A 15,497-nucleotide genomic window follows, 5' to 3' on the forward strand; every position below is an offset into this window, starting at 1 on the left:
CCTTTCCTTTGGGGCCCTTGCATTTCAAAAGCGTTTCTTTTCTTCATTGATTCTTCCTCTTCAAATAGTACTTCATCATTCATACTGCCCGTCCTTCCTTAACTGCGTATTTATTTATCCCACACCTGACAACGTGATTTCGTTGAACACTCTCTTAATCATGTTCATAAACGGACAATTCTATAGCATCATTGAGTATTTTTTGCATAAAGCATATGCCACGTACCATACTACATACATACCCTATTTCAAAGGAGATGCCCCCATGGATGGAATCTTGAAGAATCTTGCCGAAACCTTCAGTCATGCAGTCGATTATGCAAAAGAAAAAATAACAACAATTACAGGAACAACTTCTGTTACAATAGTGGAATTGAGTGAGCACATCATCAATCAGCCTGAAACAAAACTAATCAGGAAAGACCTTTTAGGTATACCCTTTTCTTTTTATCATTTACAAAAAGAAGGTGTTACGTACTATGTGGAAATGAAAAGCTCACAAATTCTCCAGTTGGATGTTCTAGCGCATGACCATATCATTGTGTCGTACAGGTCTTATCGAGATAAATCCAACTTACCGACGGCGATTAGATTTCCTAAAACCCTTTTATCCAGATGACAACTCTGATTTATACTGCGTTAATAAATAATAAAAAAGCTGATGTCCCCTTACATAAGGGGTTATCAGCTTTTTTATTATGGTTCCAACTGCTATAGCGAGAAAAAACGGTCCCTTTCCCTCGAAATCCATTTCTCAGCATCTTCTTCGTCCTTTTTAACTAAGCGGTTAACGAGGATATCATGCCAAATGTAATTTTCGAGAAAATTAATATGAATGGGATCATCTGTGTAAAACGCCGTTTCTCTCGTTTCCGAAGAAGGGCCGTAAATCGTCTCCTTGCCATCAATGGATAGGATGAACCATTTGTTCTCTCCTATATTGTCCACATAGCTGGTTTTACGATGTATATCTAAACCTGATAATGGGTGTTCAACCTGAAATACAATCCCCTTGAGAGTGCAATGTGCAGCTACCCCCTTAAGCTCTTGTTCAAGTTTCCCATACATCTTGTCCCATAAGGAAACTACCACCCTTCTCTCCGCTTTTTGAATCAAAGTACGGCAAAAGGATAGGATATGCGCTTCACCCTTAAGCGTCATTACACGATTGTCGGTCATGGGCTCGATTTTCTCGAATTGCTTTAGTGTATGGCTGATGGATTGATAGGTATTGTTCCATTTCGATTGGACGGATTCCAAAAACACATCGACTGGTAATGGTGAATATTGTATCGATTCATTGATTTCCTCTTTTAAGACGACTCCTTCTTCTTGAAGTCCATTTAATATTTCATAGATACGTGCCCTGGGAATTCCAGATTCCTTGCTTACTTGATAGGCACTGGTTGGACCTTGGCGAACTAAAGAAACATAAGCCTTTGCTTCATATTGACTAAACCCGAGAGACTGTAGTTTTTGAATGATATCTTGCATAGTACCTCCTAGTGCATTAAGTAAGTTATATGCCTATCATACCAAATCTCCTATCGAAATCTATTCGATTTCAAAAGGTATGGGAACATAACTCATCATATTCTTATTTACAGAAAGATTTTAATTAGTTACTATCTAAATAGTGACTAATTAAAATACTTTGGGTTATGGCTGCCGCAAAAGTAAGCATTTTGGCCATAATGCCCTTGATACGGAGGCTTCTTGGATGGAAGATATACAAATTTCAACACTCTTGCTGCTGATGTTTTTTGGCTTTTTGGCAGCATTCATTGATTCTGTGGTCGGCGGTGGTGGCCTGATTTCCATACCCGCTTTATTATTTTCTGGACTTTCCCCAGCAGCTGCGATTGCAACGAATAAGTTAGCAAGTTCCATGGGGTCTTTAACAAGTACAATTGCCTTCATTCGTTCAGGTAAGGTCGATTTTCGGTTCGTGGCTAAACTTTTCCCATTTATTTTTATAGGATCGTTACTGGGTGCCTGGGTCGTCAATTTCGTCTCACCCGAATTATTAAAACCACTGATCTTAGTTCTTTTACTAGCTATAGCCATTTATACCTTTTTAAAAAAGGACTGGGGACAAGAATCGACTTACAAGAGGCTCACATGGCAAAAGGCCGCACTATTCGCGTTCGCTATATTTGCCATTGGTTTTTATGATGGATTTTTGGGGGCTGGAACGGGATCTTTCATTTTGTTTGCCTTTTTAATGATTGGCTTTGATTTTTTGCACTCTGCAGGAAACGCAAAATTTCTAAACTTCGGAAGTAATCTGGCAGCACTGATCATGTTCATATTTCTTGATACCGTCAACTTTTCCTATGGAATACCGATGGGGATCTCCATGATAGCAGGAGCATTGGCAGGTTCTAAATTCGCCATTAAGAAGGGAGTGGCATATGTAAGAGTATTATTCATCATCGTTACCGTCATCCTGATCATGAAAAATATAATTGATTACTTAATGGGCGGCTAATTAAAAAATTCCGGTTACATCAGAAAAATAGAATACAGCACCTGATTCCCTCCACAGAATGTGACATATAGGAATTATTTGGGTATATGATAGGTATAGAATGTGTGGAAAGGTGTGATTTGTATGATTGAAAAGTGGAATGGCGAAGATATGGCCGATGTATCAGGGCAAACCATTGTGATTACTGGTGCAAATAGTGGACTTGGCTTCGAAACGGCTTTTGCCCTGGCCGGTAAGGGGGCAGAGATCATTCTTGCCGTCCGGAATGCTTCTAGGGGTGAAAAGGCGGTCGATAGAATCATCTCGGTGCATCCTAAAGCGAATGTACGCGTGATGCAGCTGGATTTAAGTGATTTAAGCAGCATTCGGCATTTTACTGATTCCTTTAACGAAAACTATGATTCACTCTCCGTCCTTATCAATAACGCAGGTGTGATGATTCCGCCATACAGCAAAACGAAGGATGGTTTCGAGCTGCAATTCGGCAGCAACCATCTCGGTCATTTTGCTTTGACAGGCCTCCTTCTTCCGCGTATCCTTTCTACACCAAAATCGCGGGTTGTCACATTGAGCAGCTTGGCCGCCATCAATGGATTCATAGACTTCGGAAATCTAAATGGTGAAAACGGCTATAAACCGATGAAATACTATGGGCAAAGCAAGCTGGCCAATCTTCTATTTGCCCGCGAATTACAGAAAAAATTCAACCAGCATGAAGCAAACCCGATTAGCGTTGCCTGTCATCCAGGCCTTGCCCATACTAATCTCATGTCACGCGGATCTGGCAAACCCATGAATAGGTTCGTCCACTTTCTTTCCAAAACCTTCACCCAGCCGGCAAATATGGGAGCACTCCCCACTCTTTATGCCGCAACGGAACCAACCTTAACAGGCGGGGAGTATATCGGACCCGATGGAAAGAAAAGCAGAAAAGGCTTTCCTAGAAAAGATACTATCATCGATACCTTGTATAATGAAGAAACTTCGAAAAGATTATGGGATATTTCGGAAACCATGTCAGGGGTCAAATATTGTTTCAGTGAAAGCATTACGCCAAAATGACTCAATATTTTAAAAGGTTCTCTCTTTTCGTATATGTGTATCTCCAACAAAAATGCTGCCCCCTAATTTACATTTAAAAAGGGTCATGAATTAGGACAGACAAGAAACAGACGGTATGGGGAAATTATAAAGGATCCACAGGTGGTTCTATTGTAAAGATGTAAAAAGGAGTGGGGAGCATGAACAAAAGTGGTAACTTTGATCTTTGTGTTGGAACAATGGGTATGTGTCATTCTTAACCATGCTCCTGCAAAAGAAGTAAAATCAACAATCAAAGCCGGAGTTCTAGACAGCGAGAAAGGGCCCCCGAAAAGGGTTCTTTCTATATTTGCTTTGCTCTAATGAAAAGATTTCTTCAAATAGGTTTACTTTCATTAGTTACTATACAAAATGGGCTTATAGTTTAAGTCTCTGCCCTTTAAATAGCAAAAAGAAAGAGGGAGCATATGCCCCCTCTTTTCACTTCCATCATTCAGCGTCAAAAACTTCTACTTTTTCCATTTTGTCGCCATTTTTCATAGCTTTAGCCGTTTCAAGTCCAGATGTCACTTTACCGAATACTGTGTGAACACCGTTAAGATGCGGTTGTGGCGCGTGCACGATAAAGAATTGGCTTGAGCCAGTATCTTTTCCAGCGTGTGCCATCGATAGGCTACCTGCCTCATGTTTGTGAGGGTTTCCTACTGTTTCACATTTGATTTGCTTGCCGCTTCCGCCTGCACCTGTACCTGTAGGGTCTCCGCCTTGGCTTACGAAACCAGGGATTACACGGTGAAAGACTACACCATTATAAAATCCTGTGTTTGCTAAGTTTTCGAAGTTAGCCACTGTGTTCGGTGCTTCGTTCGGGAAAAGGTCGAATTCGATCTTTTCTCCATTTGTCATAAGTATGTATCCTTTTTTAGCCATGTAAAACATCTCCTTTAATATGAACTGAATCAAATCTAATAGTAACATTTTTAGAAGTAGAAAGAAAAGGAAGCGCTACTTATTTCGAATTGCATCACTATACTTTTTGACGTTTTTCCTTCTATAATGGAGTAGATTCAGTATAAAAGGGGGAACGAACCATGTTACAGCAATTTGATGCATTGGTTGTAAACAAGCAAGATGATCGATTTTCCGTTAACATTCAGCAACTATCACTTGATGATTTGCCGCAAGGGGAAGTGCTCATCCGTGTCCATTATTCCGGGGTGAACTATAAAGATAGCCTTGCCAGCATTCCGAATGGAAACATTGTCAGCAGCTATCCGATCGTTCCAGGAATTGATATGGCTGGTATAGTCGTTTCATCTGAGGATTCCCGGTTTCAGGAAGGCGACGAAGTGATTGCGACCTCCTACGGGATTGGCGTTTCACAATCCGGCGGCTACAGTCAATTTGCCCGTGTTCCAGCAGATTGGATCGTTCCACTTCCTGATGGCCTTACACTGAAAGAGGCGATGATCATCGGAACTGCAGGTTTCACTGCTGCCTTATCAGTTCTGCGCCTTGAAGAAAATAACCTCACTCCTGATCAAGGGAGCGTTCTCGTCACTGGTGCAACTGGCGGGGTCGGCAGTTTCGCTGTCTCGATCCTTGCCAAACTTGGCTATTCAGTGGAAGCAAGTACAGGAAAGGAATCGGAACATGGATACCTAAAGGAAATCGGAGCGACGACCATTGTATCCCGTGAAGATGTATATGATGGCAGGCTTCGGGCACTTGGCAAACAGAAGTGGAGCGGGGCGGTAGATCCCGTCGGCGGTGAACCGTTAGCCTCGGTCCTTAGCCAAATCAAGTATGGCGGATCTGTGGCGGTAAGCGGATTAACAGCTGGCACAAGCCTTCCTGCCACCGTCTTTCCTTTCATCTTAAGAGGTGTTAATTTACTTGGGGTCGATTCGGTCAATTGCCCGATGGATACTAGATTGCAAGTTTGGCATCGCCTTGCCACCGACTTTAAACTTGCACATTTAGAACAGCTCGTTCAACAGGAAATTACTATTAAAGAATTGCCTGACATCCTTCCTACCCTATTAAAAGGGGAAGCAAGAGGCAGAACGATCGTTAAGCTATAATCCAAAAAGTGACGAAAGCATGGCTTCTCGTCACTTTTCATTGTGAGCTCTCATTGAGGGGGAGAATGATTTCTACAATCGTCCCTTTTCCCACTTCGCTACTGAAATGAATTTCCCCATTATGCCCATGAATGATTTTAGTACTGACCATGAGCCCCAACCCTGTTCCTTTTTCCGTTGTGCTATAAAAAGGCTGCCCCAAATGCTTCATGCGCTCTTTTGAGATTCCACAGCCTTGATCAATGAATCGGATCATCGCGTAGACTCCCTCATAGTTTAACTGTATATGAAGTTTGCCGCCTTTCGGCATGGCTTCAATCGCATTATTGACGACATTCGTGAAAACCTGTTTTAACTGATTCGGTTCGCCAATGACCGATCCCAAACCCGTATTATATTCCTTGATGATTTCAACATCATACAATATCGCTTGAAACTCGGCTAATGTAATCACACTATCCAAAATATCGTTAAGCTGAATCGATTCACAAGCCTTCGCTTCAGGCTCTGCTAAACTTAAAAATTCATTGGCCAGCATTTCAATTTTCTCAACTTCGCTGACCGTCATTTCAAGATAGTCCTTTTGCTCAGGGTATTCGCTTAATAATTGTAAAAATCCTTTGACCGTAGTTAATGGATTTCTTATTTCATGTGCGATACCCGCAGCCATTTGTCCAACGGCCGATAACATATTGGATTTACAAAGCAGCTCTTCGGTTTTTTTACGCTCCGTAATATCCCTGCAGAATACCTGTATGGCTGGATGACCTTTATAAATAATCGGAAGACCGAGTGTTTCTCCATAAAATACTTGTCCGTCAAGTCGAATGAACTTTTGTTCCAGTAAACCAACCGCCTGATAATCGTCCCTCATTATCTCGATTCTTTTTTGTACACTTTCCCGGGAATCCAGGTGAACGAACTGAAAGACCGACTTACCGATAATATCTTCCACACTATCCATCCCCAGCATTTTTGCCCCCATGGGATTCATATACTCTATTATCCCATCACGATGTACAAAAATCGCTTCAGGTGACACCTCCACTAAACTGCGATATCTTTGCTCACTTTCCTTCAAGGCAGCTTCAGCAAGCTTTTGGTTCGTGATATCCCGATAAACGAAGACCAGTACGGACGGCTCATATTCATTATCCCGGATATTAAACAGGGAGATGCTCACATTGATTAACCGGCCATCCTTCCTTTGCCTGACCGTCTCAAAGCCTTTCTTTTTTACCCCTGCCCTAATTTGGTCATGCAATTCCTTGGCTGATTCCTTCAAGAATTCAGGAATAATTGGATATGGCATGCCAATGAGTTCATCATTCTTCCAACCGAAAAACTCTTCAAAAGCGGCATTTACTTGAAGGGTCTTTCCTTCCAGATCAACAATGGATATGGCGTCCGGGTTGTTCTCCATGAATGACTTAAGTGTATCATCCACCGACTGTTCTCCCATTTTCCCTTGTCCATAATTAATAAGCCTTTTACTCATCAAATTTTTTTATTCCTTTCTTATCCGGAAATTTACAGTCTCAATTTTACAGTATCAGTAAATCATTTGCCAGTTTTATCATATGATAAAGATTGATGCACAAAGAGGCCAAACCCCCATAAGGTTCAGCCTCTTCCTTAAAATGTACTATAAATATTTTCACATTCTGCACCTGTAGGTTCATAAAAGCAATGAAGCTTGAAACGCCCAACGAGGGGCTGATTATACCAGGTTGCCGGACAATCTCCCTGTGGCCTGAAGTACCATAGACTAAATTTCGAGGGCCATAGCCTTTCACCATTTATACTGCGACGTGCAAGCCTTATTTCCCTTTCCCTTGCTCGTTGATAAAAATAACCCTTCTGCACAGCTTCAAAGGCATGTTCCTGATAAATCATGTCTGGAATCGTCCTCAACCCTTTGAAATCGGAACAATTAGACCTAATCCGATTGATCCCTACATTCCCGATCATCAACATGCCTTGATCACCTTCACCCTCGCCTTCAGCTCTAAGCAATCTTGCCAATAAGGCACGATCGGCTGCAGTGTTCTTTACAACAGCCATCCTATCACCTCCACTTTTTTATCCTATGCCCCTGAGATGGAAAAATACTCCGTTTTTTCACAAAACCTTCATATAAGATACACGTCCCATCAATATTAAAACATTATACTTAAGTAAGGCTGGGTAGCACGCGTGGCTATCATGGTATTTGGCGAAGGCGGGGCCAATACTTTCTTTCTACATATAAAAAGGCGACACATATTGTGCCGCCTTCAAGCTGTAGACAAACTCGATAAATAATTGAGTTTGTCTACAGTTTTTTTGAGGGTTTGTAACTTTTGAATGTTGATTGAAACGTAGGGCAATCGCTTTCCGTAGGAGTCCCGCACACCCGTTCCTTAGTTCTAAACAGTTGTTCGTTCGGTAAATATAAGGTAAAACTTGGTCTCAAGGAACCGGTGACTGTAAATGTCGCTGGAGAGCCGTACAGGACATGCAAAAATCCATAGACGAACAGAGAAAAGTCATTCAGTCATTGGTTGAACAAATCCAGAAACAGCAAGAATATATAAATAACAAACTAGAAGAAAAAGACAGAAGATTAATGGCAGGTATAAAAGAAAATGAGGAAAGTATAAAACAGGCTGCCGTTACTAATCATTTAAGAAGAGAAGAAGGGGTGGCTCGCCCGCCTTTTTGGTAAATAGATAGTATTTTGTTACTGTAAAAATAAGTTGAGAAGTAAGGCGTAGGCAATAGCTTACGCTTTTTCCGTTGTTGTGAACAATACATCTGTAAGCTTGGTGAGCTATTCGAGTTAGCGGGTCATTTATAAGTAAATATAAATGCTTGGCAGCATACTTAAGAACAAGGTTATAGGCGTGGGAAGAGAGAAAAAAATAAGAATTACAAATAAAAGACATCCACAAAGGATGCCTTTTATTTTTTATTTACCTGATCAATTAAAGAAATAAGAGATATGCTTAGTAAAATTAAACCTATGAAGGTGCCATAGGAATTAGGAGTTTCATCGAAAAACATTGGTGATACTACAAAGTTTACTATAAATATTATTATAGCAAGACCAACTAATAATTTACTTGGCATTTAAAACACCCCCATTATTTATTTCTTATTGGAACTAGAACTGTTGGTGGAGTGTGGTTACAAATGATATACCATTCCCATTATCTGATACTTTTTTTACAATGTATCCTTGCATCATAAAAGGCCTGCACTCACCAGTATACATTCCAAAGCTGCCCATTTGTTTTATAGCAGCAGTAATCCCAGCGATAGCCGCTGTCATGCCACTTGCATCATCAATAATTTTCACTTTTTTTTTGTATTACAAGAGTTTAAAAATGCTTTAATTGACGAGGCTGAAACAGTAACTGTTTGTTTACCTACACATGATACTTTAGCTAGACTCATTACTCCTTCACTTTGAGTAAGGACACTTGAAGATTCAACTAACTCTGGTTTACTATTTTCTGAAATTAAATATTTGTCAACTTTAATCGTTTCATCTTTAGTATTAGTATTTAAAGTAGATTGAACGTATTTATAAGTCAAACCATCCTCAACATTGGTAAAGACAGTTTCATTTTCATCTACACTTAATAATTCAAATGAAAAATCTTGATCGTTTTCAGCAGTAGATACAGATGTTTGAGGTAATAATAAACTTAAAAGTAATACACAAGATAATATTAAAGCAATTGCCCACTCAGATGATATGGTCATTAAGATTCTTTCTTTGGTAGATAGAAGAGTGGGAAAGAGAACTTTAGAAGGAATGAAAGAATCAATACAAGTTGCCTTTTGAGACACCTAGAGGGTCTTGGTGAAGTGAGTCTATCAACTCCTTATCCTCCCTTCGGTCCGGTACCGTTGACAGACGCCAATGTTCGTTTTATCAGCTAAGCGAAGATTAAAAAGATACCAAGACAATCTTTTTCAACAGTAGAAATAACAGAGAAAATCAATGAATAGAAAAAACCCTGTAGAATTGACTCTACAGGGTTTGCTATCTTTACTTTGTTTCTTCTAATAGATAATTACAAAAATCAACTTGAATATATTGATTTTTCAAAGACTTGAGTAGATAAATAGGGTTTACATCAATATTTACATGCAACAATGCATTTTCAAAGGTTTCCATCGAAACCGAAGGATTATCTCCTAAAAATGATGCAATGACTTCTTCATATTTATCCTTTTGGTAAATACCTTCCTTTTTGTCTTCTAAGGCATGAAGTATATCGAAAATCACCTTTGAATCCCTTTCACTTAAATCATGATTCATAATGAAGTGAAAATAGGTATATTGTTCAGGTTTTTTATCCAATGCAATTGTAAGCAATAACTTTTGATGATATTTCATTTTATTAAATTCGTCTAACATATTTTCCATTAAAATTTGCTCCTTTTATTATAGTACCCAAAGTGCAATTGCCCAAGCTATAGACCTAGAAGCAGCTAGTGGCAAGCCCAATTCATGATACATGAAATCAACTAATCTTGCTTCTATGTTACTAGACATACGATTTAGCGCATCTCCAATTTCAAAGGCATGTTTTTTCAACAGCTTACCATTTGTAGGTGATAGACTACCGACTATTTTGCTCAGTGCTGTACCGCCATACTTTAATGCATACACTACAACTGTCTTTTTAAATCCTCTTTGTTGGGACTCACGTTCTAATTGTTGAATAATTTCAGATGAAATTTGAGTACCATCATAAGGGTTGACAGGGTTAGCCTGTTGTACAAGCACACTTGCTGGAATAGATTGTTCAGCAATTACTCTCTCAATTTCTTCAAATGTAATAGGAGCTTGATCTTCTATAATTTCAGAACTTACTTCGGTATTTGATTGAACTGGTTCTTTTATTTCAAGCAAAAGCTTTTGAAAAAGGTGTAAAGGCTGCAAATAACATTACACTAGCAACAGCCGGAACTATAATTCTCTTAACATTAATTGCTTTAACTTCAATCTTTTTCATTGTTTCATAACCCCTTTTAATCGAATTGGTCCATATTAACAAATAAACCATATTTTATAAAATTTAATTAGGAGGTTATTGCGGAACTGCTGTAGAAAGTTAATATAGCATACCATTCCCTTAGATCGGGAGATTTCCAAATTGGAAAAACAATTATTTTATAACTTGCGATGCGAAGCAGATGGAATAATGAAGCTTTATAAAGAGTTTCGATAAGGAAGAAGAGAAAGAAATTAAAGAAAGTACTTCAAATTCAATAAAAAATCAAAAAGGTTTCGGAATGAGAACATTCCGAAACCTTTTGTTCAACAGCCTAAGGCGACACATATTGTGCCGCCTTTTACTCTTGCCCCATCATTCTTTCTCTTCAAATGCCGCTTCAAACGCCAATGATACCTTTTCGAACTCTTCATCCGATTCGATATCGAGCAGCTCACCTTCGCCTTCGACCCTGAAAAAGAAAATATCGATATCTTCCTCTGTATCTTCTTCAATATCTTCAAGCAAACCTACTGCTACATATTCCGTTCCTTCTACATCCAATGATCCTAAAACCTCAACTTCATGGCCTTCATCATTGTCATCAGTAAGGGTGAAAACCTCACCTTCACGAATATTACCCATATTACCTCTCCTCCCATATCCATTAAATAATGGAGTTGTTTCCATAGTATATCGACTATTCCATATAGAAACAAATTTTTGCCCTGGAAAAAAATAAATTCTTTTCTTTTCAAGAAAATAATCCATTAAAATGGGGAAATACCCCTAAAAAGCGAACGAAATATTAATACCTTACCAATATATAGTATAGACGAAAAAGCGGATATTGACGATGTGATTCAGGACATCTACATAGAGGTCTATAAGTCTCTTCCTAAATATGATTGCGAAAGACCTTTCAAACCATGGTTAATGGGGATTGTCATACGGCAGCTTCAAACCTATCGACGGAAAAGATGGATGCGCCTAAGGATTTCTAAAAAGGCAGAAGCAGAAGTAGCAGTACGAATCAATGTTCCAGATTTTTCTCATGACATTGTTGATAAAATTTCTAATCAACAACTCGTAGATTTAGTAAACCAGTTACCTTACAAGCTAAAACAAGTCGTAATTCTTCGCTACTTAAATGATTATTCACAAGAAGAGGTAGCCAGAATTTTAGAAATCCCGATTGGAACCGTTAAATCCAGGATTCACGCTTCTTTAAGAAAGTTGAATGCGAAAGGAAAAGAAAGTCAATTATTTTTAGAGAAAGTGAGGAATGTATAATGAACAATCTTCATAATCAATTAAGGGAAGCGTTATATGAAGAAAGTAAGAGCCTAAATCCTTCACCAGAACTAAAAGTGAAAGTAATAAGTACAATAACAACTAATCGAGGAAAAAGAAAAAAATATTTAATAACAAGCGTGCTGATTGCTTCACTGTTACTCCCAACCAGTGCTTTCGCCTATCAATCCTTCCTGGCTGATGATCTATACGGATCATTCGAGCAGGTAAAAAAGCATTTGGCTAATGCTACCATGGAGGGATACCTCCTTTTCGATGCAAAACTGTCCCAAGCTAAAGGTGAATTGGGAAAAGAAGAGTATGCTGATTTCAAAGAATTATTACATGTAGTAACTGAGTCTAAGCTAGACTATGGAGATGCAAACGGCAATATTGATTACGACCAACTTCCTTCAAGAAAAATCGCTGAATTAAAAACAGCTTTTATGGAAATACAGCCATATTTCGATAAATTAAACGGACTAGTATCCAGTGAAGAGTTGTTAACGGCTGAGGAATACGAAACGTATATTGAGGCTCTTATGACATATGAAAAAATTGCCGTGCAAAGTGGGAGTGAAAACGGCTCAGTTAATGTCGATGACTTACCTGCCAATCTTCAAGCTGAATTTCAAGAAGCAAGGGATTTCATGGATTATGTAAATGAGATGCAAATTCAATGAAGTAGAAAGAGTTCTCCACTATACATGTATAGACAATACTTTTCTTCATTAAGTATTGTCTATTTCTTTATCAATCATTTTCCACGGTTCACCAGCCAATTCTTCCTTCATCCATAATTTTTTAATAATCAGAAAAACACTACCCCGAAATTGTAATTTTATTACGAATAATGTTATATATACTAATACTTTCATATTGTACTAAACAAAATTAGGAGGAAGTTCCTTGGCTATAAAAAGAGTCGATCATATCGGAGTTGTTGTAAGAGATCTTGAAGAATCCATAACCTTTTATCAGGATGTATTAGATTTAAAAGTGAAATCGCGGGTGCTACATACTAATGGTGTAATCCAACTAGCATTCCTTGGATACAATGATTCAGACGAAACAGAAATTGAATTAATTCAAGGTTATAGCGACACACTGCCATCCGAAGCAACGATCCACCATTTTGCAATTACTGTGGATGATATCGAAGAGGAATATGACCGGATTAAAAGTTTAGATAACATCGAGCTGATTGATGAAGAAATCGTCACCCTTCCAAATGGTTATCGCTATTTCTACATATATGGACCAGAAAAAGAGTGGATTGAATTTTTCCAAAGGTAAAAGTTGATTAATAAAAAAGCAGAGTTGATAAAACTTCTGCTTTCTTTACGTTATCTTACCTTACCTAAACCGATCTGGTTCTCTCACGCCCCCTTTTCGTGCCTTAATTTCTGAACAAGCATTAAATAAAATTACGCCATACACTTCCTTTAAGCTAGGTTAGACATGAAGCGGCCCTAGGTTTATTAAGGGCTCTTATTCTCGTGAACGATTCCTCTTTGTAACTAACAAAAAATCATACATCCTGCTTCTCAAATTGTCTTATTAACCGATTTAATATTATATACTCTTACTGCTTAAAGCTTTCCTTTTCAAAATATAAAGTTGATTCAAGGAACCTTCCCCCTGAATCAACCTTGCTTTTCTCCCCGCTTCACCAGCTTGCCTTTTTGACACCTGGCAGTTGCCCTTTATGAGCAAGTTCCCTAAAAACGATACGTGACATGTTGAATTTGCGCATATATCCACGGGGCCTTCCTGTTACTCCGCAACGATTGTGAACCCTTGTCGGCGAAGAATCACGCGGGAGTTTGGCCAATGCAGCATGATCCCCCTTCTCCTTCAATTGCGTTCTAAGTTCTGCATACTTTTCGACCATTGCCAACTGTTTTTGTGCTTTTACCACCTTGGATTTTTTAGCCATTTTAATCTCTCCTTTTTAAACATAATGATTTTATAAATTGGCTCTTTTCGTAAAGATTGTTGTTTTTAAAACGAAACTATTTAAGGTTGATTGGAGCGGAAGTGCGAGACTCCTGCGGGAGCAGCGGGACAGGTGAGACCCCACAGGCGTTTACGCCGAGGAGGCTCACCGCCCGCACCAAGGAAAGCGAGCATCTGGAGGGGAAATCAACCACAACTCACTACCCGGTAAATAGCAACAAAGTATGTGAAAACGGCCTATAAATTCTATAAACTGTTCACAATTCGTTCCGCTGCCTGTCTTGCTCCAGATATATTCCTGGATATCTGTCCCATTTCAAGTTCAGCCAATCCACCCGTGACATATAAACCAGGTCCCCACTGCAACGACTGCGATACAATCGGATAACCACATTCAGCAAGGCGTAAATCATGCGACTGGATGAATCCTTCCCTGGCATTGAAGACTTAAAGCCGGTTGCTAAAAGGATCGTCCCTGTTTGTTGGATAACCTTTTCGTTTTTATCCCTGAGGCTAATATACCCGTCCCTCCACACAGCGCTTATCACTTCAACATCCATGACACGCAATAATCCCTGTTTAACCTGATTCATCAGCACTTTATGTAAGTCAGGTGGAATGGATCCCTTATAACGGGCATGGATAATGGCTTCGCGTCTTTTTTGATAGCTTGTTATAGCACGGAAAGGACGCTGTCTTTTCGGCCCCAACCAACCAGGATCACTATCGAAATTATGAATTCTAAACGGATGCCGCTTTAGTACCGTTACTTCATTGGGATAGATCTTACTCAGCTTTAAAGCCAGATGGACAGAAGATATGCCTCCCCCAATGATCGTGATGGGTCCATGTAATTGTGTCAGCTCCGGAATATTTTCATCGAATATGTGAAAAATGGAGCCCTCATGCTCTTGTTTTAATTGCAGTGCCCAATCCGGCCAATAATGCTGTTCACCAATACCAATTGAAATCACGAGTTTTTTCCCTGCAAGTCGTCGCTTGTTTTGCAATTGTACTTCCCAGCCCTGTCCCGTTTTACAGACAGACGTGACTTTCCCTTGCACCCATGCCTGCTTAATAGATAAATCATCTGCAACGTGAGCACAGTGTTCATTGAAGGATTGTAGGGATGGCCGCTTATATTGGCCATAAAAGTTATTGTTCCAGTCTGCTCTTTCCACATATTTCTGCAGGCTGAATGGATTCACATCCAGATGGTGTACGGATGGTGAACGTAAATACGGCATTGAAATCACTTCCGTACAATGCTTCCATCTCGCCAATGGTTCTTCATTTCTATCTACAATCGCCAGCTGGTCCACTGTCGTTTTTCCTGACTTTAGTAAAAATGTGGCCATCGTCGTACCTTGAATGCCTCCGCCAATAATGATCCATTCCAACATGAACTCCCCCCCTTTTACATCCATTCTCTTCAATAAAACATAATCATTACGATTTAAACCTCGGAATTACTTCGTTTCTCGGTGAAGCGTGTGTTTCTTTAAACGCGGGCAGTACTTTTTCAATTCGATTCGATCCGGGTTATTCCGCTTGTTCTTCGTTGAGATATAATTTCGGTCCCCTGATTCTGTGCATGCTAAAGTAATGTTTACTCTCATGTTTGTTCCTCCTATGGTT

General features: G+C 39.4%; 21 protein-coding genes and 2 pseudogenes. 10 read left to right on the forward strand and 13 right to left on the reverse strand.

All coding sequences use genetic code 11. The features are described 5' to 3' along the window. Positions 1-265: 265 nt before the first annotated feature. Entirely contained in the window at positions 266-619 is a 354-nt protein-coding gene (locus tag AC1DVK_RS12950) for a hypothetical protein (protein ID WP_089361804.1), read from the forward strand. Between the two features lie 92 nt (positions 620-711). Here the strand turns inward: AC1DVK_RS12950 and AC1DVK_RS12955 are convergent, their stop codons facing one another. Then, a complete protein-coding gene (locus tag AC1DVK_RS12955) occupies positions 712-1,494 on the reverse strand; it encodes a TrmB family transcriptional regulator (protein ID WP_318686569.1) in 783 nt (260 codons plus the stop codon). A 226-nt stretch (positions 1,495-1,720) separates the two neighbouring features. Between AC1DVK_RS12955 and AC1DVK_RS12960 the strand changes: the two genes are divergently transcribed. Both AC1DVK_RS12960 and AC1DVK_RS12965 read left to right on the forward strand, forming a co-directional pair. Then, positions 1,721-2,491: a TSUP family transporter gene (locus AC1DVK_RS12960; protein ID WP_089361806.1), complete on the forward strand. Its 771-nt coding sequence runs from the start codon at positions 1,721-1,723 to the stop codon at positions 2,489-2,491. 123 nt (positions 2,492-2,614) lie between these two features. After that, complete coding sequence (locus AC1DVK_RS12965) at positions 2,615-3,553, forward strand: oxidoreductase (protein WP_410862312.1); 939 nt, start codon at positions 2,615-2,617, stop codon at positions 3,551-3,553. Positions 3,554-4,021: 468 nt separating this feature from the next. On the opposite strand, the gene AC1DVK_RS12970 is transcribed toward AC1DVK_RS12965, so the two are convergent. Beyond that, on the reverse strand, positions 4,022-4,462 hold the full coding sequence (locus tag AC1DVK_RS12970; RefSeq protein WP_089361807.1) for a peptidylprolyl isomerase: 441 nt from the start codon (positions 4,460-4,462) through the stop codon (positions 4,022-4,024). 161 nt (positions 4,463-4,623) lie between these two features. Between AC1DVK_RS12970 and AC1DVK_RS12975 the strand changes: the two genes are divergently transcribed. Further along, positions 4,624-5,616 carry an NADPH:quinone oxidoreductase family protein gene (locus AC1DVK_RS12975; protein ID WP_477626627.1) on the forward strand — a complete coding sequence of 331 codons (993 nt, stop codon included), beginning with the start codon at positions 4,624-4,626 and terminating at the stop codon, positions 5,614-5,616. A 37-nt stretch (positions 5,617-5,653) separates the two neighbouring features. Here AC1DVK_RS12975 and AC1DVK_RS12980 read toward each other — a convergent pair whose 3' ends face one another. Continuing rightward, positions 5,654-7,114, reverse strand: a complete 1,461-nt coding sequence (locus tag AC1DVK_RS12980; RefSeq protein WP_477626628.1) for a PAS domain-containing sensor histidine kinase — start codon at positions 7,112-7,114, stop codon at positions 5,654-5,656. A gap of 137 nt (positions 7,115-7,251) precedes the next feature. Continuing rightward, positions 7,252-7,680 (reverse strand): cell wall hydrolase, encoded by a 429-nt coding sequence (locus tag AC1DVK_RS12985; RefSeq protein ID WP_061465376.1) that lies wholly within the window; start codon positions 7,678-7,680, stop codon positions 7,252-7,254. Positions 7,681-8,113: 433 nt separating this feature from the next. Between AC1DVK_RS12985 and AC1DVK_RS12990 the strand changes: the two genes are divergently transcribed. After that, complete coding sequence (locus tag AC1DVK_RS12990; RefSeq protein WP_477626629.1) at positions 8,114-8,323, forward strand: hypothetical protein; 210 nt, start codon at positions 8,114-8,116, stop codon at positions 8,321-8,323. A 236-nt stretch (positions 8,324-8,559) separates the two neighbouring features. On the opposite strand, the gene AC1DVK_RS12995 is transcribed toward AC1DVK_RS12990, so the two are convergent. After that, on the reverse strand, positions 8,560-8,727 hold the full coding sequence (locus tag AC1DVK_RS12995) for a hypothetical protein (protein WP_176431795.1): 168 nt from the start codon (positions 8,725-8,727) through the stop codon (positions 8,560-8,562). A 34-nt stretch (positions 8,728-8,761) separates the two neighbouring features. Continuing rightward, positions 8,762-8,956, reverse strand: a complete 195-nt coding sequence (locus tag AC1DVK_RS13000; RefSeq protein WP_477626630.1) for a hypothetical protein — start codon at positions 8,954-8,956, stop codon at positions 8,762-8,764. Between the two features lie 393 nt (positions 8,957-9,349). On the opposite strand from AC1DVK_RS13000, the pseudogene AC1DVK_RS13005 reads away from it, so the two are divergent. Continuing rightward, positions 9,350-9,433 (forward strand): annotated as a pseudogene (locus AC1DVK_RS13005) (SF0329 family protein); the annotation flags it as partial. Positions 9,434-9,655: 222 nt separating this feature from the next. Here AC1DVK_RS13005 and AC1DVK_RS13010 read toward each other — a convergent pair. The 3 genes from AC1DVK_RS13010 to AC1DVK_RS13020 all read right to left on the reverse strand — a co-directional run bounded on the left by AC1DVK_RS13010 (position 9,656) and on the right by AC1DVK_RS13020 (position 11,252). Continuing rightward, positions 9,656-10,036 (reverse strand): hypothetical protein, encoded by a 381-nt coding sequence (locus tag AC1DVK_RS13010; RefSeq protein WP_477626631.1) that lies wholly within the window; start codon positions 10,034-10,036, stop codon positions 9,656-9,658. A gap of 18 nt (positions 10,037-10,054) precedes the next feature. After that, positions 10,055-10,525 carry a hypothetical protein gene (locus tag AC1DVK_RS13015; protein WP_477626632.1) on the reverse strand — a complete coding sequence of 157 codons (471 nt, stop codon included), beginning with the start codon at positions 10,523-10,525 and terminating at the stop codon, positions 10,055-10,057. 457 nt (positions 10,526-10,982) lie between these two features. Next, on the reverse strand, positions 10,983-11,252 hold the full coding sequence (locus tag AC1DVK_RS13020) for a DUF1292 domain-containing protein (RefSeq protein WP_089361813.1): 270 nt from the start codon (positions 11,250-11,252) through the stop codon (positions 10,983-10,985). Between the two features lie 180 nt (positions 11,253-11,432). Between AC1DVK_RS13020 and AC1DVK_RS13025 the strand changes: the two are divergent. After that, positions 11,433-11,900, forward strand: a pseudogene (locus tag AC1DVK_RS13025) (sigma-70 family RNA polymerase sigma factor); the annotation flags it as partial. After that, positions 11,900-12,583, forward strand: coding sequence for a DUF3600 domain-containing protein (locus AC1DVK_RS13030; RefSeq protein WP_477626633.1), 684 nt, complete (start codon positions 11,900-11,902; stop codon positions 12,581-12,583). The pseudogene AC1DVK_RS13025 and the gene AC1DVK_RS13030, both read left to right, overlap by 1 nt. A gap of 48 nt (positions 12,584-12,631) precedes the next feature. On the opposite strand, the gene AC1DVK_RS13035 is transcribed toward AC1DVK_RS13030, so the two are convergent. Next, the gene (locus AC1DVK_RS13035; protein ID WP_477626634.1) at positions 12,632-12,778 is read right to left on the reverse strand and encodes a hypothetical protein; all 147 of its coding nucleotides are present in this window, start codon (positions 12,776-12,778) and stop codon (positions 12,632-12,634) included. A 31-nt stretch (positions 12,779-12,809) separates the two neighbouring features. On the opposite strand from AC1DVK_RS13035, the gene AC1DVK_RS13040 reads away from it, so the two are divergent. Beyond that, positions 12,810-13,196 carry a VOC family protein gene (locus AC1DVK_RS13040; protein WP_061465380.1) on the forward strand — a complete coding sequence of 129 codons (387 nt, stop codon included), beginning with the start codon at positions 12,810-12,812 and terminating at the stop codon, positions 13,194-13,196. Positions 13,197-13,569: 373 nt separating this feature from the next. Here the strand turns inward: AC1DVK_RS13040 and rpsN are convergent, their stop codons facing one another. Continuing rightward, entirely contained in the window at positions 13,570-13,839 is a 270-nt protein-coding gene (gene rpsN / locus AC1DVK_RS13045) for a 30S ribosomal protein S14 (protein WP_061465381.1), read from the reverse strand. Between the two features lie 59 nt (positions 13,840-13,898). Here rpsN and AC1DVK_RS13050 point away from each other — a divergent pair, with 59 nt between their 5' ends. Continuing rightward, entirely contained in the window at positions 13,899-14,102 is a 204-nt protein-coding gene (locus tag AC1DVK_RS13050; RefSeq protein ID WP_477626635.1) for a hypothetical protein, read from the forward strand. 14 nt (positions 14,103-14,116) lie between these two features. Here the strand turns inward: AC1DVK_RS13050 and AC1DVK_RS13055 are convergent, their stop codons facing one another. Both AC1DVK_RS13055 and rpmG read right to left on the reverse strand, forming a co-directional pair. Then, a complete protein-coding gene (locus AC1DVK_RS13055; RefSeq protein WP_477626636.1) occupies positions 14,117-15,262 on the reverse strand; it encodes an NAD(P)-binding domain-containing protein in 1,146 nt (381 codons plus the stop codon). Positions 15,263-15,328: 66 nt separating this feature from the next. Further along, positions 15,329-15,478 (reverse strand): 50S ribosomal protein L33, encoded by a 150-nt coding sequence (gene rpmG / locus AC1DVK_RS13060; RefSeq protein ID WP_061465383.1) that lies wholly within the window; start codon positions 15,476-15,478, stop codon positions 15,329-15,331. Between the last annotated feature and the right edge of the window lie 19 nt (positions 15,479-15,497).

This window comes from Peribacillus sp. P4_B1 (genome assembly GCF_056402395.1).

What these genes read in the sequence shown, in the direction of transcription:
- AC1DVK_RS13035 (WP_477626634.1), bottom strand. Translation starts at nt 12,778, where the DNA reads ATGAAAGTATTAGTATATATAACATTATTCGTAATAAAATTACAATTT.
- AC1DVK_RS12970 (WP_089361807.1), bottom strand. Translation starts at nt 4,462, where the DNA reads ATGGCTAAAAAAGGATACATACTTATGACAAATGGAGAAAAGATCGAA.
- AC1DVK_RS12985 (WP_061465376.1), bottom strand. Translation starts at nt 7,680, where the DNA reads ATGGCTGTTGTAAAGAACACTGCAGCCGATCGTGCCTTATTGGCAAGA.
- AC1DVK_RS13030 (WP_477626633.1), top strand. Translation starts at nt 11,900, where the DNA reads ATGAACAATCTTCATAATCAATTAAGGGAAGCGTTATATGAAGAAAGT.
- AC1DVK_RS12975 (WP_477626627.1), top strand. Translation starts at nt 4,624, where the DNA reads ATGTTACAGCAATTTGATGCATTGGTTGTAAACAAGCAAGATGATCGA.
- AC1DVK_RS12980 (WP_477626628.1), bottom strand. Translation starts at nt 7,114, where the DNA reads ATGAGTAAAAGGCTTATTAATTATGGACAAGGGAAAATGGGAGAACAG.
- AC1DVK_RS12955 (WP_318686569.1), bottom strand. Translation starts at nt 1,494, where the DNA reads ATGCAAGATATCATTCAAAAACTACAGTCTCTCGGGTTTAGTCAATAT.
- AC1DVK_RS12960 (WP_089361806.1), top strand. Translation starts at nt 1,721, where the DNA reads ATGGAAGATATACAAATTTCAACACTCTTGCTGCTGATGTTTTTTGGC.
- AC1DVK_RS12950 (WP_089361804.1), top strand. Translation starts at nt 266, where the DNA reads ATGGATGGAATCTTGAAGAATCTTGCCGAAACCTTCAGTCATGCAGTC.
- AC1DVK_RS12965 (WP_410862312.1), top strand. Translation starts at nt 2,615, where the DNA reads ATGATTGAAAAGTGGAATGGCGAAGATATGGCCGATGTATCAGGGCAA.
- AC1DVK_RS13055 (WP_477626636.1), bottom strand. Translation starts at nt 15,262, where the DNA reads ATGTTGGAATGGATCATTATTGGCGGAGGCATTCAAGGTACGACGATG.
- AC1DVK_RS12990 (WP_477626629.1), top strand. Translation starts at nt 8,114, where the DNA reads ATGCAAAAATCCATAGACGAACAGAGAAAAGTCATTCAGTCATTGGTT.
- AC1DVK_RS12995 (WP_176431795.1), bottom strand. Translation starts at nt 8,727, where the DNA reads ATGCCAAGTAAATTATTAGTTGGTCTTGCTATAATAATATTTATAGTA.
- AC1DVK_RS13010 (WP_477626631.1), bottom strand. Translation starts at nt 10,036, where the DNA reads ATGGAAAATATGTTAGACGAATTTAATAAAATGAAATATCATCAAAAG.
- AC1DVK_RS13020 (WP_089361813.1), bottom strand. Translation starts at nt 11,252, where the DNA reads ATGGGTAATATTCGTGAAGGTGAGGTTTTCACCCTTACTGATGACAAT.
- rpmG (WP_061465383.1), bottom strand. Translation starts at nt 15,478, where the DNA reads ATGAGAGTAAACATTACTTTAGCATGCACAGAATCAGGGGACCGAAAT.
- rpsN (WP_061465381.1), bottom strand. Translation starts at nt 13,839, where the DNA reads ATGGCTAAAAAATCCAAGGTGGTAAAAGCACAAAAACAGTTGGCAATG.